Below are 21,737 nucleotides of genomic sequence, written 5' to 3'. Positions count from 1 at the left end.
TCTACTGCTTGCAGTTGAGATAGCGTTAAAGTTATTAGGACCGAAACTTAAAAATGTCCTTGTTACACAAAATCTACAACCAGTGCCAAAGATCATCTTTAACTCTGGTGAGCTCAATCAAGTGCTCATTAATATTCTGGTTAACGCCATACAGGCATGCGAGTACATGACAAATCATACCTCAAAGATAGGTGTCGATCTGACTCAAGTTAATGATGAGATATTATTAAATGTTACCGATAATGGTTGTGGAATGTCAGAAGAGGTTCAGCAAAGAATATTTGATGCATTTTACACCACAAAACCCGTCGGGACTGGAACGGGTATCGGTATGTCAATAGTGCTACAAATACTCGAGCAACATGACGCCAAGATTGTCGTAAAGTCTGAATTAAATAAAGGCACAAGTATTCAAATTTACTTTCCTATATCCACATCCATGTAGATATTTATCATTAAAATAAAATGGTTAACTAATTTGTTTATTGAAAAAATCTAATGTTCGCTGCCACGCAAGCTCTGCATTGGCTTCATCATAACGGCCGGTAGAGTCGTTATGAAATCCGTGGTTGGTTTTGTTATACATGTGCATTTGATATGGCACATTAACGGCTTTTAAATCCTCCTCATATTCTGGCCATGTTGCGTTCACTCTTTCATCTAATTCAGCTAACTGAATCAGTAAAGGGGCTTTGATGTTTTTTCTAAGTGCTTTAGCCGCTGGGGTGCCATAAAAAGGCACCCCAGCTTGAATTAAATTAGCCTCCACGGCGGCAAGATAATTCACAATATAACCACCAAAACAAAAGCCGACCGCGCCCAGCTTGCCATTACTTTGCTGATGGCCTTTCAAAAACTTTGCCGCGGCAACAAAGTCTTGCTCAATTTTGCTTCGGTCTAATGATTGCTGCATTGCCCGACCTTCATCGTCATTGCCAGGATAACCGCCGAGTGAAAAAAGCGCATCTGGCGCAAATGCAATAAAACCCGCTTTCGCTAAACGGCGAGCAACATCTTCAATATATGGATTTAAACCACGATTTTCATGAACTACTAATACCACTGGCAATAAAGCGGTTTTATTGGTGGGCTCAACTAAATAGCCCTGGCCTTTGCCATAACCTAAAGGCGAATCAAATTGGGTATAAGTGGCTTTAATGTCGGCATCATTAAATGACACTTGCTCAGCTAAGGCATAATTAGGCAGTAACGCTGAGGTCAGAACACTCATTGAATAACCTAACGCCACTAACGAGCCTAATTTAGTCATAAAGGTACGTCGGTCCATGCCACCATGAGCATAGGCGTCATACCAATCAAAGGCTTCTTGCGGAATATTATCGACGGATTTGTGCTGCATAAGTTCCCTCTTCTGATCAAGTGTCATTACGGTAATTGATGGTTATTCATATTAGTTGATATTAGTAGATAACAGTTAATGTTAGCTGAAGATGATTAATTAATCACCGGCAGCGCAATTGATACGCTTAGCCATCGGCTTAAGTTCAATTGATTTGGTGCGCCTAATTATCGCGATGTGACACTCTAACGATTGTGATGAGTTAAGGTTGAGCTGGCTGATATCGCTGACGGGTAAGAGATGGATTCTCGCCAAATAATTGGGTGTAATCTTTAGTAAATTGGCCTGGATGCCAAAAACCCCAGTTTGCCGCAATCACTGAAATAGGATGGTGTAGATCAGGCTGTTTAAGCTCTCGCCTAACATTATTCAAACGGGTTAATCGTAAAAAACGCAATGGATTAATGCCTAAAATACTCTCAAAACTATACTGCAGGGTGCGGCGGCTAACAAAAGTAAGCTCACAAAGTTGAGTGATGGTCACGGCCTGTTGCGGATGGTCATCGATAAAGGCTTTAACTTTTTCAACGATGGCTAAACGATGTTGATAACTGGGGGCCACCGTTTGCGTTGATGCTGGTTGGCTTAATAAATTCAGTGCTAAGGTGCTTAACATGTCTTGCTGTAGATCGGTTCGCAAGCCTAATTCACTGTGGTTAATCAACTTTTCAATCATCAAACGAGTTTGATTGAGTAAAATTGGATTGCAATCAATCCGTTCCGCTCCTCGCGTTGATAAGTTCTTCAACGACAGCCCTTGTATTTCAGCCATGGAATATAAGCTGTGTTGATTAAGCACCACACCATAAATAGTAAATTGCTCAGGGGTGATTAACTCAAAATCATAATCACTGCTTCGACACATCAACTGATGAGTATCAAGCTGTAAACCATTTATTTTACTTTGCTCAGAACGACATGGAATGCCCAACCAAATAGAATTAGGCGCAATGTTGCACTGCTGCCTTAATGCTCGTTGAGTAAATTCTTTGAATAAGTGCATGTCTGGATAATCAAGGCCCTCAATACAGCCATAAAAACTGCCGTTACTGACCTGATCATAAACTTGCTGCCATTGGGTTAAATTATGCGCTTGCTCATCGATGTCATTGGTTTGCACCACGCTCTTTTTTGGTGCGAGCTGATTAAAATGGTGCTCCATCTGTCATCTCCTAGCGTTAAAGATTGATTAACCCCACCTTATTATCTTGATTAAATCCATTTTATCTTTCTGATATAAAACATAAAAAATGACTTTGCCGAAACTTGATAGCCACTTGGTACGAATTAAGCTGGTATTGAATTAATTAAATGAGTTGATTAACGATTACAGCAGCAAAACCTGTACCAAGGTTTGATCGTTGACGGTGAGGTAATAAATGAGCCATTCGTATCGCTACACTCTAGGTAGCCAAACATATCAATTTAAAGACTTGGCCCAGCTAATGGCCAAGGCAACGCCGCAGCGCTCGGGTGATCGCTTAGCGGGCGTAATTGCCTTATCAGCCAAAGAACGAGCCGTTGCTCAAATGACACTCGCTGATGTGCCCTTAAAAACGTTTCTTAATGACGCTCTCATTCCCTATGAGCAAGATGAAGTGACCCGCTTAATCATCGATGAACACGACACCCAAGCATTTGCTTATATTAGCCATTTAACCGTTGGTGATTTTCGTAATTGGCTGTTAAGTGACTACGCCACACCGCAAGTATTAGCCGCAGTCAGAATGGGTATTACCCCAGAAATGGCTGCTGCGGTAAGTAAAATCATGCGTAATCAAGATCTTATTCTTGTGGCTAAAAAATGCCATGTCACTAGCGCTTTTAGAAATACCATAGGCTTACCCGGACACTTATCGACCCGCTTACAACCTAACCACCCAACCGACGATGTTAACGGCATCGCGGCGTCAATACTTGATGGTTTGCTATATGGCAATGGTGATGCGGTTATCGGCATTAATCCTGCAACCGATAACGTGGCACAAGCGATTAAGCTAATGAAGTTAATGGATGATGTGATCCAAAAGTATGATATCCCGACCCAAAGCTGCGTGCTCACCCATGTCACCAACACCATTGAATGCATTGAAGCAGGTGCCCCGGTCGATTTGGTGTTTCAATCGATTGGCGGAACTGAAGCAACCAACTCCAGTTTCGGATTTAATCTCAATACCTTAGCTGAAGCGCAAGATGCCGCATTAAGCCTACACAGGGGCACGGTTGGCAATAACGTGATGTATTTTGAAACAGGTCAAGGCAGCTCGTTGTCTGCTAATGCTCACCATGGGTTAGACCAACAAACCTGTGAAGCTAGGGCCTATGCCGTCGCGCGCAAGTTTTCACCATTACTGGTCAACACAGTAGTGGGCTTTATTGGTCCTGAATATTTATTTGATGGTAAAGAAATCACCCGCGCAGGGTTAGAGGATCATTTCTGCGGCAAATTATTAGGCGTGCCAATGGGCTGTGATGTTTGCTACACAAACCACGCTGAAGCTGACCAAAACGACATGGACAATCTGCTCACCCTATTAGGCGTTGCCGGTTGCTCGTTTGTGATGGGTATTCCTGGGTCAGACGACATTATGCTTAATTATCAAACCACCTCATTTCATGATGCCTTGTATGTCCGCCGAGTACTGGACGCGTATCCCGCGCCCGAGTTTGAACACTGGCTAACCAAAATGAACATCATGAAAAATAACACCGACTTTGTTTTATCGAGCACGCTACCCAGCGCATTTGCCAAACCGCTTTATGCTTTGCAAGGAGGCGCAAAATGAGCACGCCTGATGTAAAGCAATCTAATAATGCTGTCGATACTGGCATATCACATCAAGATAATGGCAAGGTGGTGGCCAATCCTTGGCGCGATCTGCGCCGCTTTACTGACGCCCGCATTGGTCTTGGTAGAGCAGGCATTAGTTTACCCACAGCAGAATTGTTAGCGTTTCAATTATCGCATGCACAAGCTCGCGACGCGGTAAATTTCCCTCTGGACATTGATGCACTCGCAGCACAACTGGCCAGTATTCCTTTACTGGATAGGGTTAGCCCAATCAAGGTTCACAGTCAGGCAGATGATCGTATTACCTATTTGCAACGCCCTGATCTTGGCCGAAAACTGTCCCAAAGTGGTCGTGACAGCTTATTAAGCCACATGAATAGCCAAGGACCAACGCCCCACAGCCAATACGATCTTGCCATTGTGGTGGTTGATGGTTTGTCATCACTGGCGGTGCAGCTTAATGCTCAAGCTTTTATCAACGAATTACTCACCCTACTCAAGCCGCAAATCACACAGTGGAAAATCGCGCCAATTACCTTGGTTGAACAAGGCCGAGTGGCCATAGGCGATGATATTGGCCAGCTGTTAAATGCCCAAGTGGTGATGGTGCTTATCGGCGAACGCCCGGGACTCAGCTCACCAGACAGCCTCGGGTTATATCTGACTTGGGCACCTAAAACAGGACTTAATGATGCCTGTCGAAATTGTATTTCTAACATTCGCCCTGCGGGGTTGCCTTATAAAGAGGCCGCTAAACGTGCGATGTATTTATTAACCGAGGCCAAAAAACTCAAACTAACAGGAGTCAATTTAAAAGATCGCACTCAAGACGATGTGATTGAACACCAACAGCCAAGGCAAAATTTTTTAATCGCTGAATAACGGCGAATAAATTCAATATGTTAAATACTCATTCGAAATAAAAATTAAATACTACTGGAGAGTTAATTATGTCAGAGAACAACAAAGAGTACCTTGCCAAAAGGCAACTAAAAGGCGGTACCGCCGGCTGGGTGTTACTAGCAGGTTTGGGCGTGTCATACGTTATTTCTGGTGATTTTGCTGGGTGGAACTTTGGCATCGCTGAAGCTGGCTGGGGCGGATTTGCCATAGCAGCGATATTAATGGCGATCATGTATTTAGCTTTAGTGTTATCTTTGGCTGAAATGTCAGCGGCTATTCCTGCCGCGGGTGGCGGTTACAGTTTTGCTCGCCAAGCCATGGGCCCTGCTGGTGGTTACTTAACCGGACTAGCCGTATTAATTGAATATGCTCTCGCGCCTGCTGCAATCGTGATTTTTATTGGTTCTGCGGTGCAAGAATTACTCGGCTTTAATGGTCCTTGGGTTTATGCACTCTTCTATTTAGTGTTTGTGGGCATTCATCTCGCTGGTGTGGGTGAAGCTCTTAAAGTGATGATGGTGATCAGTGGATTAGCTGTTATCGCTATTATTGCCACTGCAGTGGTGCTTATTGGCAACTTTGATGCAACCCGGCTTTATGATATTGCGGTTACTGATGCTGCAGGTGCCAGTGAGTTTTTACCCTTAGGTTGGTACGGTGTTTGGGCTGCACTGCCGTTTGCCATGTGGTTATTTTTAGCGGTTGAAGGCGTGCCGTTAGCCGCTGAAGAAGCCAAAGATCCAGCCAAAGATGTACCAAAAGGCATTATTGGCGCGATGATATTTTTACTGTTTACGGCCTTACTCGTGGTGGTATTAGTACCAGGTGCTGGCGGTGCAACGGCCATGGGAGCCAGCGCAGTGCCATTAGTTGATGCGCTCAATCTCACCGGCAATAATGGCTTAGCAACGATGGTTAATATTTTAGGTTTAGCAGGTTTAGTGGCCTCATTCTTCTCTATTATTTATGGTTATAGCCGGTTAGTGTTTGCGTTATCACGTGCGGGTTATATCCCCCGTTCATTATCGATTACCACCTCACGTAAAGTCCCCGCTCGCGCATTAATCGTACCTGCAATATTTGGCTTTTTGGCTTCATTAAGCGGCGAAGGTGATTTACTGCTAGCGATGGCAGTTGTTGGCGCAACTGTGTCTTATGCGTTAATGGCACTCAGTCATATTATATTACGTATCAAGCAGCCTGAGTTGATCCGTCCATACAAAACCCCTGGCGGCATTGTCACCTCAAGTATTGCGTTAGTCTTGTCTTTAATCGCATTAACAGGTGTGTATGCCTTCGATCCACGGGCATTCTTGTTCACAATAGGCTTATTTGTGATTGGCGCTGCTTATTACTTTGGCTACAGCTCATCACGCTTGGTCGCCAAAAGTGCCGATGAAGAATTTGCCATGCTTGCCGCGGCAGAATCAGACTTATCGATAGCCAACTAATCGGCAGTTAACTTATCGATACTGTTATGTAAACATAAAGGATAAAGCGCGGAGCAAATATCACCGAGCTTTATCCTTAACAGTATATAAGGGTTAACGGAGCAACTGTGACAGTTTAAATCGCCTATTGATGCCCTATTCTGAAGCCAGCAAGCCTTCCTACCCGCAGATACCATAACCCTGATACCTGAGCGAATGTGGCCATTTATCCCCAGGTCAAATCAATTGCACACAGATTAACCCATTTAGCGTAATCGTACTTTTAACCCGCGGGGTTAAGCGCATCTGCATATAAAGGCACAGATAGACAATATTAGCAGATTATAAATCGACAAATTAACCCTAACCTGTATAATCCGCGGCCTATTTACTTACATATACTCGCGTCTGTCTTATTCTCACACGGCTGTTTACTCGCCCTTTGTTGATAAATACTCAGTTAGTACACAGTTGGAACATTGCTTTGATTTCTACCGCTAATATCACCATGCAGTTTGGCCCTGAGCCATTATTTGAAAACATCTCGGCTCAATTTGGTCACGGTAACCGTTACGGTTTAATCGGCGCAAATGGCTGTGGTAAGTCTACGTTCATGAAAATCTTGAGTGGCGCCCTAGCCCCAACCTCAGGCAACGTGTCGATTACACCTGGCTTTAAAGTCGGTACCCTGAGCCAAGATCAGTTTGCCTTTGAGCAATACAGCGTTGTTGATGCTGTGATCATGGGCGATGTTGGCCTGTGGAAAGTGAAACAAGAACGTGACAGCATTTATGCTAAAGCTGAAATGACCGACGAAGACGGCATGCGAGTAGGCGATTTAGAAAGCCAGTTTGCAGAAATGGACGGCTACACTGCAGAAAGTCGCGCCGGCGAAATTCTGTTAGAAGCAGGCATTGAAGAGTCATTCCACTTTGGCTTAATGCAACAAGTTGCTCCAGGTTGGAAATTGCGCGTGCTACTGGCACAGGCTTTATTTGCTAACCCAGACATCTTGTTACTCGATGAGCCAACCAACAACTTGGATATTCATACCATTAGTTGGTTAGCCACCGAGCTAAACAAACGTAAATGCACCATGATCATCATTTCGCATGACAGACATTTCTTGAACTCTGTTTGTACCCACATGGCTGACATCGATTACGGCGAATTACGAGTTTACCCAGGTAACTACGAATACTTCTTGGCACAATCAGGCTTAATACGTGAACAACTATTAGCCGGTAATGCTAAGAAAAGTGCTGAGATTGACGAGCTACAAGACTTCGTTAACCGCTTTGGTGCCAACGCATCTAAAGCGAAACAAGCTAGCTCGCGTGCTAAAAAAATGGATAAAATTAAGCTTGATGACGTTAAATCATCTAGCCGCATTACCCCATCAATTCGCTTTACCGAAAGCAAGAAATTGCATCGCCAAGCACTGGTGCTAGAAGAATTGTCACACGGATTTGATGAAGTGTTATTCGAACACGGTGATCTTATTCTTGAAGCGGGTTCAAAACTGGCGATTATTGGTGAAAACGGTGTGGGTAAAACCACGCTACTTCGTTGTTTAGTTGATGAATTACAGCATAATCATGGCCGTATTAAATGGTCTGAAAATGCCGCGATTGGTTATTGTCCACAAGACAGTACCGCTGACTTTGATAATGACATGACTTTATTTGATTGGATGTCGCTATGGCGCACACCAAAACACAATGATTTGATGGTTCGAGGTATGTTAGGCCGTTTGCTATTCTCAGATGACGATGCCAACAAAAAAGTCCGCAACTGTTCTGGTGGGGAGAAAAACCGTTTATTATTCGGTAAGTTAATGATGATGGATATTAACGTACTGGTAATGGATGAGCCAACCAACCACATGGATATGGAAGCTATTGAAGCGTTAAATCAAGCCTTGAAATTATTTGAAGGCACATTGATATTTGTCAGCCATGACCGCGAATTTGTGTCATCTTTGGCAACGCGTATTATTGATGTCAAAGACAAAAAATTGATTAACTTTCAAGGTACATTTGACGAATACCTTGCAAGCCAAGCGGAAGCAGAAGCCAGAGGCTAATCCCCTTATGGAATACGTATTAGTCAATGCGCATGAATAGATAGATGGTTAGCATTAAGGTCTTCCTATTGCATTACATTGCAATCATGAAGACCTTTTTTGTTTCATTTATCCCAAAAAAATGAATACATTCGCATTCGCTAATCAATAGTAATCCGTTTCAGATACACGTAAAATCGGCTTATAAAATTTATAACTAACGACTTAACAAAGCGAAAATATCATGAATAGAAAAATCGAATTATTGGCGCCAGGTGGAGATGTCGATGCGATTAAAGCTGCGATTATAGCCGGTGCTAACGCCGTTTATTGTGGCTTAGATACCTTCAACGCCCGTAACCGAGCAGCCAACTTATCCTTCGATGACTTAATTGGTGTTATCGCACTTGCTCATCAATACCAATGTGAAGTGTTTCTCACCATGAATATCGTTATTCTTGAGAACGAAATTCCAACATTGGTTAAGTTGCTCAATCAATTGGTTAATACCGGCATCGACGGCATTATCGTGCAAGACCTCGGTCTGTTTAATTTGGTCAGCAAGCATTTCCCTAGCTTAGCCATTCACGCCTCAACCCAGCTGACAACCCACAATGAAGGTCAAATAGGCTTTTTAGCTAAAATTGGCGCCACACGCGTTAATTTATCGCGCGAGTTAAACCTTGGCGAAATAAAAAGCCTCACCACCCTAGCCCACGATCACGACGTGCTGACCGAAGTGTTTGTTCATGGTGCATTGTGTATTGCTTTCTCTGGCCAGTGCTATTCAAGCTCAGTCAGTGTCGGTAATTCGGGTAACCGTGGCCGTTGTAGCCAGGCCTGTCGTGACGAATACGAAATTACTGCCGCGGGCAATAAGTTTCCGCTCAATTTAAAAGACAACTCAGCCTATTTTGACTTACCTGAACTGGTCGATGCGGGTGTTGATTCACTTAAAATTGAAGGCCGTATTAAAGGCGCTCAATATGTCCACACTGTAGTAGATAGCTGGCGCAAGCAAATTGATAAATTTATCGATACCGGCAAACTGCTAGCCGATGACTCTAATTTACACCGGGTATTTAATCGTGATTTTACCAACTCATTTTTAAAGGGTAATCTCACCAAAGACATGTTTATCGATAACCCGCGCGATAACAGTTTTAAGCATGCTAACGACAAAAGTAATGCAATATCTGTGGTGCAAATTCAAGAAGCACAACAAACATTGTCGTCTGAAAAAGACGCGATTGTGCAGCTAGTTGCAGAAAAAATTAATCACTTAAGTATTGCAAAACCAACACTGTCACTGGCATTTTCCGGTAAAGTGGCGCAGCCGTTATCAATAGCGGTTAGCACTCCAGAGCAACACTTTGTCATTAACTCGACACTGACCTTAACCAAAGCCACTGAATCTCGCGTTGATGAAGCGGCAATTGAAAAGCGCTTTAAAAGCTTAAAAAGCAGTGGCTACCAGTTACAAGCATTCAACTTTGACGGCTTAGATGCTGACTTAAGCCTGCCGTTTAGCCAATTAACCCAGCTTAAAAATGAATTACTGTTACAGCTAACTCAACGAGAATACATAGGCGCTGTAACCTTGCCCAAGTTACCTAAACGCCCAAAAGTCACTGAAACGCCAACCCTGTCTTTGCTTATCAGCGATGAAAAAGACGTTAACTTGTGTGATGTTACCCAGGCCGATATCTACTTTAAGCTGCCAGAAAGCTTTAAGAAGAATGACAACAAGTACATCGACATATTTTTGCGTAACCCAAGACTCATCCCTTGGTTTCCAGCAGTGCTTATTGGCAAAGATTACCTCGAAGCGGTAAGAGTGTTAGAAGTGGTTAAGCCTAAGCGTATTGTCACAAACAATACTGGTGTCGCGTTTAAAGCTTATGAAATGGGCATTGAGTGGATTGCAGGACCATTTTTAAACACCACCAACTCTTATGCTTTACTTACCCTGCAAGAGCAGCTCAATTGCGCAGGCGCGTTTATCTCTAACGAGATTAATCGCAATCAAATTAAAAATATTGCCAGACCAGAAAACTTTAAACTGCTGTATAGCATTTATCACCCGATTTTGATGATGACCAGCAGACAATGTTTTTTCCAACAAACGGTGGGTTGTAATAAGCCCAGCATTGAAGATGGCTGTATGTTGAAATGCGAAAAAGCTACGACGATCACTAACGTAAAAGGCATATCGTTTGCGGTAGACAAGCAAAAAGGCGGCTACCCAAGTATTTACAACCACGAGCAGTTCTTAAACATCGAAGCGGTTGAAGACTTATCCTACTTGTTTGATGAATTCTTTATCGACTTAACCAATATTGGTTCTGGTTCAAAAGCTGAAATTGATAAAGTACAACTGGTTAATCACTTTGAAAACGTGCTTAAAGGTGTCACACAAGCCAAAATTGAACTTAATCAGCTGGTCACCATTGCAACCAATGCTCAGTATCAGCAAGGCTTGTAGTTGATTATGTGAGTGTGAAGCCGGTTGGCAACAAGTTTGAAGCTACAGCAAAGGGTCAGATTACGCTATAAAGTACTCTGACCCTTTTGCTTAGCTGAAACTGGCACACCGAAACAGAACTTTTTATCGACTGTTCAAGCTCAAATAACCCTTGAGCCTGAGCCTTAAACAGAGATGGGTAAGCGAATATAAAACCTGGCACCATAACCGGGTGTTGAACTGTAGCCAATACTGCCATTCATTGCTTCAGTCAGCTCCTTACACAGTGCTAAACCTAAACCTGTACCGCCTTTGGCCTTAGAGCTACTGGCGTCTGCTTGAGAAAAACGTTCAAAAATTTTGCTCTGAAAATCTTCAGGAATACCATCACCTTGATCTTGCACAGCAATCTCAACCTGATTACCAATGAGTGTGGTAGACAGAGTGACACTTCCCGCTGTCGGTGAAAATTTAACCGCATTGGACAGGAAGTTAGTCAAGATTTGTAATAAACGATGCTCATCGACGTAGACAAGGATCTCATCCATTGCGTGGTTTAATTGCAATGCCAGGGTGATTTGATGTAAGTCAGCATAAGGTTGATGATCGTCAATGGCTCTTTGTAATAGAGGCACAACATTTAAGCGTTTCATTTCAAACAACATCTTTCCAGCCGCGAGTTTTTCAATATCTAATAAGTCATTGATCAAACGGCTAAGCTGCTTACAGTTGCTGCTGGCAATTTCAATCAGCTTGTCCGCTTTTGCGGGTAAGGTAACCAACTTACCAGACTGCAATAAATTTAAGGCGCCAAAAATCGATGTTAATGGCGTACGCAGCTCATGACTTACTGTTGAGATAAAGTCATCTTTAACTTGTTGTAATTGCATCCTATCGGTAACGTCTTGTACTGAGCCGATTATTATCTGATCAGGATTTTTATCCTCGGCAACTAATTGCCCTAACTGATGCACCCAACGAACTTCACCATTAGGTCGAATAATTCGGTGAACCACATTATGAATGCCTGTTAAGCGAGCCTGCTGTTCACTTTTATCCACTTTATCAATATCATCTGGATGAACGGCACTTTTAAGCAAGGTCACACTGGGAACGATGTCATGGGCGTCAAAACCAAATATTTGGTAAATGATAGGCGACCACCATAAGGTGCCCTGTTTTAATGACGCATGCCAATAACCAATTTGAGCTTGCTCGCTAGCTAAATCAAGGCTTTGCTGAGCAACATTCAATTGCAAATTGAGATCTTCAAGTTTGAGGTAATGCTCTTTTGTTTGGGTAATATCTTGAATGTACCCATGCCACAAAATACTGCCATCGGGCATGGTTTCTGGCGAAGCACTGCCAGATAACCACACTAAGGTATTATCATCCCTGTAAACCCGATATTCCTGTTCCCACAGCGTGAGTTGTTGTGCTGAATCTTCAATACTCTTGGCTACCGCCGGCAAATCTTCGGGGTAAATTTTGGCAAACGCGGTGGACGCATCCGTTTGCACGTCTTCGGGTTTTACACCATAAATGTCTTCGATGGCAGAACTGGCATACGGAAATGCACTGTGACCGTCGGGCCATAACTGAAACTGATACAAAACCCCTGGCAACTGCTGTGTGAGTTTATGTAATTGATCTTGAAGTTTTTTCTCTTTGCTAATATCTAAAATAAAACCATCTAGGTATTTAATAGCCCCACGACTATCATATTCCGCAGCGCCGCGACCTTCAGCCCATAGAACCGAACCATTTTGATGCAAAATACGGAAATTGAGTACCCAACTGGCATGGTTAAGCACTGCTTTTTCAACCGTTTGAATTAATAAATCTCTGTCTTCGGGATGAATGATGCTCACGAAACTGCGTTGAGAGTTATCAATAAAATCGCTGGCGAGGTAGCCTGAGAGCGCATAAATATGATCGCTCATATACAGCATGGACCAATGCTCATCATGATGACATCGGTAAGTTACCCCAGGTATATTAGTCACTAAGGTTTTAAACTGATCTCGACTTTGTCGTAATGCTAGTTCGTTATCATGTTGTTTGGTGATATCGGCATGGGTGCCGTACATCATCAGAGGCTTACCATCGTCTGAGTATGAAATCACTCGGCCTCTGTCATGCACCCATATAAAATGCCCCTGTTTATGTTGCATGCGGAAATTAACATCATAAAATGGGCTTAAACCATTAAAATGATCCTCTAATGCCGCCTTGGCGTGGTCTAAATCATCGGGATGGGTTACGGCTAACCAGGTGTCGATAGAAATGGGCTCAAGCTCAGCAAGCTGATAACCAATCATTTCTGCCCAACGCTCGTTAAAAACAGTTTCACCGGTTTGTATATTCCATTGCCAAGTACCAATTCTGGTCCCTTCAAGCACCGACCGATACATTAGCTCACTTGCCGCTAATAGTTCATTTGACTGCTCTTGTAATCGGTCTTGAATTTCTTGCTCAACGCTCTTGCCAAACTCAAAAGCGATTTGGCGCTCTTTATCGGTAAACTGCCGAGGTTGGCTGTCAATAAAGCAAAGTGTGCCAATGCGCTCACCGTTAATCTCTAACGGAACACCAGCATAAAAGCGAATAAATGGCGCGCCGGTAACCAATGGATTATCTGCAAATCGGCTGTCGAGCTGGGCATCGTGGATTTCAAAAATAGATTCGGCTAAAATCGTATGACCACAAAATGAAATGTCTCTACTCGTCTCACAGGCCGCTAAACCTTGTTTGGATTTAAACCATTGCCGCTTAGCATCCACCAATGAAATCAGCACTATTTCGGTGCCAAGGCAAAGTTTAGCTAAATGAGTTAGGCGATCAAAACGTTGCTCTGGAGCCGTATCTAATAGGCCAGTATTGTGTAACGCTATGAGCCTTAGTTGTTCGAAAATCGGTGTTACGGGAGCTTGCATCAGTTACTCCGGATGGTTGATTTTTGCTGAAGCAAGATGGGCTTGATAAATACGCTCGAGTGAATCGCCAAGACTCATGGCATCAAAGGGTTTCTCAATAACGTCAACAGCGCCAGCATCTAAATATTCCTGTTTTTCAGTATGCTGAATTCTGGCGGTCATAAATACCACCGGAATGTTAACGCAATGTACATTTTTACGAATTTCGTGCAGGGTTTGCAAACCATCCATACCTGGCATCATGGCATCTAACAATATTAAATCGGGTGTAAAGTGCGCCAGTTGACTAATCGCCTCATGCCCACCCTCACAAGACACCAAAGTAAGACCTGAGATATCAACCAGAGCCATTTCAACGATAACTCGAATCGACTCATCATCTTCTACGTGTAAAATTTTCTCTAGCGGCATGCCGGCTCCGTTTTGGTGAGTAAAACCCAAATTTGGCTAATTTGATTTGCTAATATAATCTTATTAATGATGTTGTAGCAAACTAAGTTGTTGAATAACCCTATTGATTAACAATAAAGTACTCGTGTCTATAGGTATAGTTCATCCAATATCACTGTTGTAATTAAACTGCTATTATCTTTTTGGTAGCGGATCAGCCAAGCCATCATAAACCGAGAGTAAAGAGATGAAAGCGAACAAAAATCCTAGTAATCCGCACTCGGTTGCACAAACTGCCTCAAATAGTGCTAATCACTTAGGTTCAACATCAGCAAATAAAACGCTCGAAAATTTACTTGCCCCCTTTGCAGGCAACGAACTATTTTATCGGCGCTTAATACATATTTTTGAAACAAATTTACAACAACAGCTGCAAAATCTGGATCAGATGATGTTAGATAATAATACCAAGGACATTCTGGTCATTATTCACACCCTAAAAGGTAGTTCAGGATCCACCGGCTTGTCATCTCTGCATTTGGCCCTAGTAGACGGCGAAAAAAAGCTTAAACAAGCTTATGATGAAAATGCTGCTAACCTTGATCTTGTATGCGAAGAACTGATAGCGCATGTTCGTGCTGTGGCGCAAGCTGAGCTTTCAAGTATTCATAGCCTATTACTAAATTCATCTATAACAGATACACCAGCACCTGTAGACGACTATTCAAGCGCAGAGTTAACCTCGACCCTAGCAGAACTTAAACAGCATCTAATGGACGGTAATCTCAACGCACTCGACGTCACTTTACGCCTACAAAATATGCTATCGGATAAGGTGTTACTGCAACAAGACTTAGCTAGTCTGCATGATACCGTTGAGATGCTCGATTTTGAGCAAGCACTTGACGCATTAGCCTCACTGTCGCAAAAGTTATAAGCTCAAGGTTGTGCTTATATTAGGCTGATAAAAACTGCGTACTACTCGCATGCGGCACTTGCACTAACTTAAGTGCTATAGATAAGTGAAATGAATACGCGCAATGAATAAGCGATTAATAAAATCACTTCTTTAGATAACCTTATTTGTTTTTAGGACGATAAAAGCACTAAGCATAAATCAGCTGCGAAGTATCATCACAAAGGCACTTTACCAGACGTTTCTTGTGTTTTAGCTATTGATATTTGCTGCCATTTAACAATCACTTGCGCTAGTTCTCCCCGACTGGATAAACGTTTGATCGATTGGTTAATGCCTGTAATTAACTCTGGGTTAGTGGTTTTTTTACTGATCAGAAAGTGAATTTGGTTATGGTCTAATATCAGCGGTAATTCTGTAACAGAAATCCTTTCAATCTGAGTTGCTATATAAGGTACGGCAATAGAATCGCCAATGACAACATCGCCTCTACCGTAACCCAGCATGCGAATTGATTGGGTGGCATTACGACTGAAAATTAATAATTTTTGCTTGATTAACGCTTGTTCTGATGCCAAAAAATCTGCCCCATACCAACCAAAAATAGGCGCTAGGAGGACGAGCTTTTGACTAAATATATCCTGCCATTTATCAATTTTGATCTGTGAAGCTAAATCAGATTTTACAAATAACTTAATTTCTTCGTCACGGTACGGTACTGAGAAATCAGCATAAGCTTCTCTCTCAGGTCTATAACTTGCGCCCATCATAATATCCAAGGTGCCTTCTTGTAACATTCTGTGGGCTCGCTTTACGGGCATATCGATAAAGTTTAACTTACAACCTAAGTTGTCCGCCACAATAGTGAGCATATCAACATCGAGCCCAACGGGTTTACCGGCGCTATCCAACCAAGAATACGGCGCCCAACTATTAAAACCAACGTTAATCGGCTCATAACATGATGACGTTGCTTTTTGCCCATAGGCAAAATACGCTGGAAAATAAATAAGTAAAAGTAATAAAATTCTTAATCGCATAGGCTTACTTCTCACCTTATTACTTATCAATTCTTGCAGGGTAAAAGTCGATTTGATGGGATATTGAAGCACTGTCTAGTCAAACGGCACTTTGCGAGCACCTATAAACCTTAGTCTATAAACATTAGACATAAAAAATCTGTTACGCCAGTCATCATACCAAGGCATTTGGGCATGAACCTTCAATTGAGTGATAAACAGCAATCCAATGTATTTTTTCGCCAGCATTTTGCCATCAATACGTCATGGCAATGCCAGCAACACATTTATCGATACATTAATTCGATGACGGCTATTTTACCCATTTATCATCACGATTGCAGTTCAATCTGGTCAGCGTAATCAATAAGCGGTATTGTTACCCCAAATGAACCCAGATAACGGATGTTGATTGTTTACCTATAATATCAATGGCAAAGCGAGTCGCTTTTTTACCTACGCAGATTTAATAAACTGCGGGACTACGGCTATCGAACATCAAATAGAAAATTTGCCACTGCAACCCGACACATGGCGCGCACTCAGTTTGTTAGCCACTCAAATACTTGATCCAATCGTCGATCAATTTGGACCCATAGCGCTGACTTATGGTTTTTGTTCGCCTGAGCTGGTCAGAAAGATTGCTAAAAATCGCAATCCGCATATTGCGCCAAAACTTGATCAACATTGCTCATACGAACTCAATCAAAATCAAAAAATCATCTGCGATCGCTTAGGTGCCGCCTGCGACTTTACCCTAGTGAGCAACAAGGATGATAAACCGATTGATATGCAACTGGTGGCGCAGTGGATGTGCGAAAATCTGAAATTTGACCGCCTGTACTATTACGGTAAACATCGACCGATACACATCAGCATTGGCCCACAAATGAACCAATTCATACAAACCATGAAAACCAATGCAGACACCGGCCATCGTGTCCCGTCTAAAAAAGGCCGTAATGAAACGGCGATTGCGGTGATTAGGCAAGTGGATTATTAATAGTAAAAAGAGGCAGTATGGATAAACCTCAAACAGAAATAGATGAAACGTCGCAATGGCTAAACAGTAAAGACACTATGCGACGGCTAAAAGTATCCTCTTGTCATTTAATGCATATGCGCCAAGCAGGAAAAATTAACCACAAAAAACAAGGCAACAGTTTTTGGTACTTAATTGAACAAAAGTAAACGTCGTTGAGATTTATCACCTAAACGAAACGGAAATACATTATGGATGCAGTTTTATTTAAAAAGCTTGTGACAACAATGCCGTTAGGTAAAAAATTACCCGACGCGCATTATCTACATCAAGACGGTTTCGCTGAAATAGATGAACAACTCAGTGGTTTCATCATTGCGGTAAGTAATGCGTTAAAAATCCCACTCGACGATTGGCAAGTTATCAAGCTCAGTAAAGCTGAATTCAAATTATCACTCTTGTCATACCCTACTTTTTTTACCGAAGCCTACCCTGCACTTACCCAAAGCGTCACTGTTGACTTAAGCAAGCTTGAACATCGCATCACCCAATACTTATCTAGCGATAATCCACCCATTCTGCATCGTAAAGAAACTATGTTGCCAAGCTCTCATGCTTGTTACCAAGAATTTGTCGCCATCACACAAGAAGGTGAAAATGCAGGCTTATATGCCAAAAGTCGCATGATCGGGTTTAAACAGTCATGGGAAAAAATAATCCAACAGCACGGATACGAACTCGTTGATGGACGACTCTTTAGAAGCTCCAGTTTTGCATCTGCAAACGATGACAGCAGCAATATCGACCGACATAAAACCGCATTGGTGCGGCATGATCTAAGCTCACCGATGAAACATCTAGCCAAACAAAGTTATTTAAACGGTGATTACAGTATATTTGACTATGGATGTGGTAGAGGGGACGATTTAAGAGAACTACAAGCCCACGGTTTAGAAGCACTAGGTTGGGACCCTAACTTTTTTCCAGACTCAGACAAAGTGGAGTCCGACATTGTCAACATTGGTTTTGTGATTAACGTCATCGAAGACGCAATAGAAAGAACAGAAGCCATACGAGGCGCTTGGCATCTTTCTAGAAAGTTATTAGTCGTGTCAGCCATGCTGGCAAACGACAGCTTTATCAGTCAATTTACGCCCTATAAAGACGGTGTAATTACCTCACGTAATACGTTTCAAAAATATTATGCCCAAGCAGAACTAAAAGGTTATATCGAACGCACGTTAGACGAAAATGCTATCGCTGTAGCACCAGGCATTTATTATATTTTCCGCGACAAAATTGAAGAACAACGCTTTTTAGCAAAGCGTCATCAACGCCATCACCAATGGCACCAAATAACCACACCGACGCCAACAAGCGAAGAACAAGCGCGATTATTGTTCACTCAACACCAAACATTGTTAATCACGTTTTGGGACCGATGTTTAGAGCTTGGCCGCTTACCTGTTGAAGACGAGTTTGCCGAATCTGCCAAGATTACAATGCATTTCGGTAATGCTAAAAAGGCCTTTAAATTACTCATACAAGTACAAGGCGAATCCGCTGAACTGGAATTTGAACAAGCCATAGCCTTAAGACGTGAAGACTTATTAGTATATTTTGCATTAAGTCAGTTCGAACAACACAAGGGTTACAGTCGTTTACCCGACGAGCAAAAACGAGACATCAAAATATTTTTTGATACCTATAAAGTCGCTATTAATGAAGCCAAGGTATTATTATTTGCCATCGCAGACACCCAACTTATTGAACAAGCTTGTATCGACGCACACGACAACAAACTACCTGCAAGTAAACTCAATAACGGACACTCGTTAGAGTTCCATAAAAAATACTTAAGTTACCTGCCCGCATTACTGCGTGTCTATGTTGGCGCAGCAGTACAGCTGTATGGCGAACTCGATGAAATCGATTTGGTAAAAATTCACATCACTTCAGGCAAAGTCAGCTTTATGGGATATGACAATTTCGACATCAGCCCACTCCCAACCTTACGCGAGCGTATCAAGGTCAAAATGTGGCAGCTCGATGTGGATTTTTTTGATTATGTGGAAGTAAATAAACGGCCGGTGTTGATGGATAAAGAGCAATATTATAAATAAAGCATTGTAAAATATAATAAATCAGATGCAACGAAGCGCGTCGAAAGCCAAATTACTTTAGATTTAAAATAATTTGGCTTAAATCACAGTTAATAATACAGTAGATTATCCGAGTGCAACCCATTCATCATTACCTACACCCGTTAGAATACCTTTTAGCATTATCTCTACTTCAGATTCATTAATGTGTTGTCGGCTAGCTACATTGTAACGGTCTTGAAAGTAATCAATACCTTTAGGAGTTAACTGATAGCCACCCTCAACAAGTTTAACTCGATTGTTGTCTAGGTGTGTTTTAAAATTACCTAGAAATTTTTTCAGTGGATATACTTGTCCCTTATCCATCTTAGTTGCTTTAAGTACAGCAGCCATATATGTCCATAATGCCTTTCCACTAGGTGTTTTATTGAGTTTGTATAATTGTGATGATGACATAATAAATTCCTTTTAATTGAGTGTACGATTATATTTGCATTCAATAGTTAAATTAAATCTTACCCAGATAAGCTATTGAGACTTCAACTGCTTAACATTAAAAGCTGTAAACATTAAGTTGTAAATCCACTTCCTGCTAAAATTGTAGCATTTCTGTATTAGCGGATATGTAGTATTTTGATTAAAACCCATATCAGATAGGATCAGTTCAATTTTGGGCTACAATAATGTTGACCGAACAACTAAAAACTTTACATGAATACAGTAAAGTTAAGATTTTCCAGCTAGATATCAGTTTGTCAATTACGTAGAAAGTGGATAAAGATTTCATATTAAACACAATTAACCAGGAATTTATTAAATAAACTCTGGTTAATTCATCTTAATTAATCGCATTAATTTTCAATATTTTGTAAATTCAAATAAACACATGCCTGACACCAAATTAATTTAGCAAAATTCAACTGTCTATTTTGAATTATGTTTTTATCCCAAACATCAATGTTTAATAAAGATAAAACTGGAAGCCCTAGAGCATAGTTACCATACATTATGTCAATCGTGCTCTTTTTTACTGACAACCCATTTAATTTAAGTTTTGAAATATTAATATCTATTTCATCTTTATTGATTGCAGTAAAACACTTTAAATAATCTTTTTTTACATGCCATGTGTTATTACCAATTGCTGTATTTTCCGCTTCTGGCAAAAGGGTTAAATTACCAAGCGAGTTTGAAAATGCCTCACCATCGGAATAAATATCCTGGTCCCAATCGTTTGTATTCTTCATATTTTGAGGAGCTATGTGCTCAAGAGTTTTATACCGATTACTTTTCCAGCTAGTAATATTGAGTAAATCATTTTGATCACTTAGCTTTGCTTTCGTTTTCGATATTGTCACTTGATCTATCATTATTTCTGAATGATGATAGCATGCTAGAATTGCTAATCGAGCAGTTGGTTTACTTACTGTATATATTGAGTTCCCTTTAAATTTATTACTCCACAAATCAAATGTATTTATTTTTTTTATTCGTAATTCGTTAGATAAAAAATTAATAACCCCTTCTTCGTCTAATATTTTATTTTTAGGGCCTAAGCCTACACATAAAGCTGAGCGGGTATTGTTGCCTAACATTAAATTTTTAAATACTTTATCAATGGAAGCAGTGTTCGGATGAGATAGCCGCCATAAAACAACAAAGTGCATTAATGCCTTAATTTGTTTTACAAATGATTTTTTATTTTTAAAATAATATAAATTATAAATTCTCGTAACAATCGGAATTAATAGAGTACTATTAAGTTGCCTAAAATAGTCAAGATATACTAACACCTCGTCTCTTTCTGGTAATTCTTCTAATTGTTTGACTACATTTTTTTCGTTCCAGAAATCAACTCTAAAATCGACAATTTCCTTAAGCGAATGAATTAAAACCTCTATATTATTCAATTGTTCAGCTTTATTGTACAAGTCAATTAATTTATTTCTTTGCCAACTCAAATGTTCTTCAGGATTAATCCCTTCAATGTATAAAACAAATGAGGAGACTATATCTCTAGATTCTTTTGCTCGTGATTTTTGAGGTAAACTTTGAATATATTTGTCTATAGAATCTAACAGATCTATATCATGTCTCGAAACTTGTTCATTCTCACTATATGCACTCAACGCTTTGGCTCTAAAAATATCTAACGCTGTTAGAGGTACACCTGTAGTATTTAGAGATTCAAATGCATCAAATTGATACTGTTCGTAGGTTCTTACCTCTGTTATAACTACATTGAAAAATATAAACTTAGAAAAGCTAATTAGCTTAAAAGATTTTGATAAAGAATTGATAATACAGGAATTAAGAAATTTAGAGAACGATATTTCAACTCACTATATAATCTCTAAAATTATCAAGCTAATTAGCTTT

Annotated in this window: 18 protein-coding genes; 11 read left to right on the top strand and 7 right to left on the bottom strand. The window is 41.1% G+C overall.

The annotated features are described in order from the left end of the window. On the top strand, positions 1 to 445 hold a 445-nt coding region (locus tag H5185_RS14510; protein WP_220494470.1), incomplete at its 5' end, for a sensor histidine kinase. A 24-nt stretch (positions 446 to 469) separates the two neighbouring features. On the opposite strand, the gene H5185_RS14505 is transcribed toward H5185_RS14510, so the two are convergent. Together H5185_RS14505 and H5185_RS14500 are read right to left on the bottom strand one after the other, a co-directional pair. Next, entirely contained in the window at positions 470 to 1,360 is an 891-nt protein-coding gene (locus H5185_RS14505) for a dienelactone hydrolase family protein (protein WP_182742443.1), read from the bottom strand. Between the two features lie 202 nt (positions 1,361 to 1,562). Beyond that, a complete protein-coding gene (locus H5185_RS14500; protein WP_182742442.1) occupies positions 1,563 to 2,522 on the bottom strand; it encodes a helix-turn-helix domain-containing protein in 960 nt (319 codons plus the stop codon). 217 nt (positions 2,523 to 2,739) lie between these two features. On the opposite strand from H5185_RS14500, the gene H5185_RS14495 reads away from it, so the two are divergent. From H5185_RS14495 to H5185_RS14475, 5 genes are all read left to right on the top strand, one after another. After that, positions 2,740 to 4,146: an ethanolamine ammonia-lyase subunit EutB gene (locus H5185_RS14495; RefSeq protein WP_182742441.1), complete on the top strand. Its 1,407-nt coding sequence runs from the start codon at positions 2,740 to 2,742 to the stop codon at positions 4,144 to 4,146. After that, entirely contained in the window at positions 4,143 to 5,033 is an 891-nt protein-coding gene (gene eutC, locus H5185_RS14490; RefSeq protein WP_182742440.1) for an ethanolamine ammonia-lyase subunit EutC, read from the top strand. The genes H5185_RS14495 and eutC overlap by 4 nt, the downstream gene beginning before the upstream one ends. 68 nt (positions 5,034 to 5,101) lie before the next feature. Further along, positions 5,102 to 6,505, top strand: coding sequence for an ethanolamine permease (gene eat / locus H5185_RS14485; RefSeq protein WP_182742439.1), 1,404 nt, complete (start codon positions 5,102 to 5,104; stop codon positions 6,503 to 6,505). A gap of 463 nt (positions 6,506 to 6,968) precedes the next feature. Continuing rightward, entirely contained in the window at positions 6,969 to 8,570 is a 1,602-nt protein-coding gene (locus tag H5185_RS14480; RefSeq protein ID WP_124014803.1) for an ABC-F family ATPase, read from the top strand. 223 nt (positions 8,571 to 8,793) lie between these two features. Continuing rightward, positions 8,794 to 11,034, top strand: a complete 2,241-nt coding sequence (locus tag H5185_RS14475; RefSeq protein ID WP_182742438.1) for a peptidase U32 family protein — start codon at positions 8,794 to 8,796, stop codon at positions 11,032 to 11,034. 164 nt (positions 11,035 to 11,198) lie between these two features. On the opposite strand, the gene H5185_RS14470 is transcribed toward H5185_RS14475, so the two are convergent. Both H5185_RS14470 and H5185_RS14465 read right to left on the bottom strand, forming a co-directional pair. Beyond that, positions 11,199 to 13,949, bottom strand: a complete 2,751-nt coding sequence (locus tag H5185_RS14470; protein WP_182742437.1) for a PAS domain-containing protein — start codon at positions 13,947 to 13,949, stop codon at positions 11,199 to 11,201. Positions 13,950 to 13,952: 3 nt separating this feature from the next. Beyond that, positions 13,953 to 14,360 carry a response regulator gene (locus tag H5185_RS14465; RefSeq protein ID WP_182742436.1) on the bottom strand — a complete coding sequence of 136 codons (408 nt, stop codon included), beginning with the start codon at positions 14,358 to 14,360 and terminating at the stop codon, positions 13,953 to 13,955. Positions 14,361 to 14,586: 226 nt separating this feature from the next. Here H5185_RS14465 and H5185_RS14460 point away from each other — a divergent pair, with 226 nt between their 5' ends. Next, a complete protein-coding gene (locus tag H5185_RS14460; RefSeq protein WP_182742435.1) occupies positions 14,587 to 15,276 on the top strand; it encodes an Hpt domain-containing protein in 690 nt (229 codons plus the stop codon). 197 nt (positions 15,277 to 15,473) lie between these two features. Here the strand turns inward: H5185_RS14460 and H5185_RS14455 are convergent, their stop codons facing one another. After that, on the bottom strand, positions 15,474 to 16,295 hold the full coding sequence (locus H5185_RS14455; RefSeq protein ID WP_182742434.1) for an ABC transporter substrate-binding protein: 822 nt from the start codon (positions 16,293 to 16,295) through the stop codon (positions 15,474 to 15,476). A 174-nt stretch (positions 16,296 to 16,469) separates the two neighbouring features. Here H5185_RS14455 and H5185_RS14450 point away from each other — a divergent pair, with 174 nt between their 5' ends. Genes H5185_RS14450 through H5185_RS14435 form a run of 4 tightly spaced genes read left to right on the top strand, consistent with a single transcriptional unit; the run spans position 16,470 to position 19,379 of the window. Continuing rightward, the gene (locus tag H5185_RS14450; protein ID WP_182742433.1) at positions 16,470 to 16,637 is read left to right on the top strand and encodes a hypothetical protein; all 168 of its coding nucleotides are present in this window, start codon (positions 16,470 to 16,472) and stop codon (positions 16,635 to 16,637) included. 49 nt (positions 16,638 to 16,686) lie between these two features. After that, entirely contained in the window at positions 16,687 to 17,277 is a 591-nt protein-coding gene (locus H5185_RS14445) for a hypothetical protein (RefSeq protein WP_182742432.1), read from the top strand. A gap of 17 nt (positions 17,278 to 17,294) precedes the next feature. Next, positions 17,295 to 17,465, top strand: coding sequence for a hypothetical protein (locus H5185_RS14440; protein WP_182742431.1), 171 nt, complete (start codon positions 17,295 to 17,297; stop codon positions 17,463 to 17,465). Between the two features lie 42 nt (positions 17,466 to 17,507). Next, a complete protein-coding gene (locus H5185_RS14435) occupies positions 17,508 to 19,379 on the top strand; it encodes a DNA phosphorothioation-associated putative methyltransferase (protein ID WP_220494469.1) in 1,872 nt (623 codons plus the stop codon). Between the two features lie 105 nt (positions 19,380 to 19,484). On the opposite strand, the gene H5185_RS14430 is transcribed toward H5185_RS14435, so the two are convergent. Both H5185_RS14430 and H5185_RS14425 read right to left on the bottom strand, forming a co-directional pair. Further along, positions 19,485 to 19,814: a hypothetical protein gene (locus tag H5185_RS14430; protein WP_182742430.1), complete on the bottom strand. Its 330-nt coding sequence runs from the start codon at positions 19,812 to 19,814 to the stop codon at positions 19,485 to 19,487. A gap of 395 nt (positions 19,815 to 20,209) precedes the next feature. Beyond that, the gene (locus tag H5185_RS14425) at positions 20,210 to 21,487 is read right to left on the bottom strand and encodes an HNH endonuclease family protein (protein WP_182742429.1); all 1,278 of its coding nucleotides are present in this window, start codon (positions 21,485 to 21,487) and stop codon (positions 20,210 to 20,212) included. Positions 21,488 to 21,737: the final 250 nt, after the last annotated feature.

Origin of the sequence: Shewanella sp. SG44-6 (assembly GCF_014164185.1) — a bacterium.
GTDB lineage: Bacteria > Pseudomonadota > Gammaproteobacteria > Enterobacterales > Shewanellaceae > Shewanella > Shewanella vesiculosa.
This window is presented reverse-complemented; position numbering and strand designations above follow the sequence as displayed.

Excerpts from the sequence above, each read along its gene's own strand:
- H5185_RS14505 (WP_182742443.1), bottom strand. The coding sequence starts at position 1,360 with ATGCAGCACAAATCCGTCGATAATATTCCGCAAGAAGCCTTTGATTGG.
- H5185_RS14500 (WP_182742442.1), bottom strand. The coding sequence starts at position 2,522 with ATGGAGCACCATTTTAATCAGCTCGCACCAAAAAAGAGCGTGGTGCAA.
- H5185_RS14495 (WP_182742441.1), top strand. The coding sequence starts at position 2,740 with ATGAGCCATTCGTATCGCTACACTCTAGGTAGCCAAACATATCAATTT.
- eutC (WP_182742440.1), top strand. The coding sequence starts at position 4,143 with ATGAGCACGCCTGATGTAAAGCAATCTAATAATGCTGTCGATACTGGC.
- eat (WP_182742439.1), top strand. The coding sequence starts at position 5,102 with ATGTCAGAGAACAACAAAGAGTACCTTGCCAAAAGGCAACTAAAAGGC.
- H5185_RS14475 (WP_182742438.1), top strand. The coding sequence starts at position 8,794 with ATGAATAGAAAAATCGAATTATTGGCGCCAGGTGGAGATGTCGATGCG.
- H5185_RS14470 (WP_182742437.1), bottom strand. The coding sequence starts at position 13,949 with ATGCAAGCTCCCGTAACACCGATTTTCGAACAACTAAGGCTCATAGCG.
- H5185_RS14465 (WP_182742436.1), bottom strand. The coding sequence starts at position 14,360 with ATGCCGCTAGAGAAAATTTTACACGTAGAAGATGATGAGTCGATTCGA.
- H5185_RS14460 (WP_182742435.1), top strand. The coding sequence starts at position 14,587 with ATGAAAGCGAACAAAAATCCTAGTAATCCGCACTCGGTTGCACAAACT.
- H5185_RS14455 (WP_182742434.1), bottom strand. The coding sequence starts at position 16,295 with ATGCGATTAAGAATTTTATTACTTTTACTTATTTATTTTCCAGCGTAT.
- H5185_RS14450 (WP_182742433.1), top strand. The coding sequence starts at position 16,470 with ATGAACCTTCAATTGAGTGATAAACAGCAATCCAATGTATTTTTTCGC.
- H5185_RS14440 (WP_182742431.1), top strand. The coding sequence starts at position 17,295 with ATGGATAAACCTCAAACAGAAATAGATGAAACGTCGCAATGGCTAAAC.
- H5185_RS14435 (WP_220494469.1), top strand. The coding sequence starts at position 17,508 with ATGGATGCAGTTTTATTTAAAAAGCTTGTGACAACAATGCCGTTAGGT.
- H5185_RS14430 (WP_182742430.1), bottom strand. The coding sequence starts at position 19,814 with ATGTCATCATCACAATTATACAAACTCAATAAAACACCTAGTGGAAAG.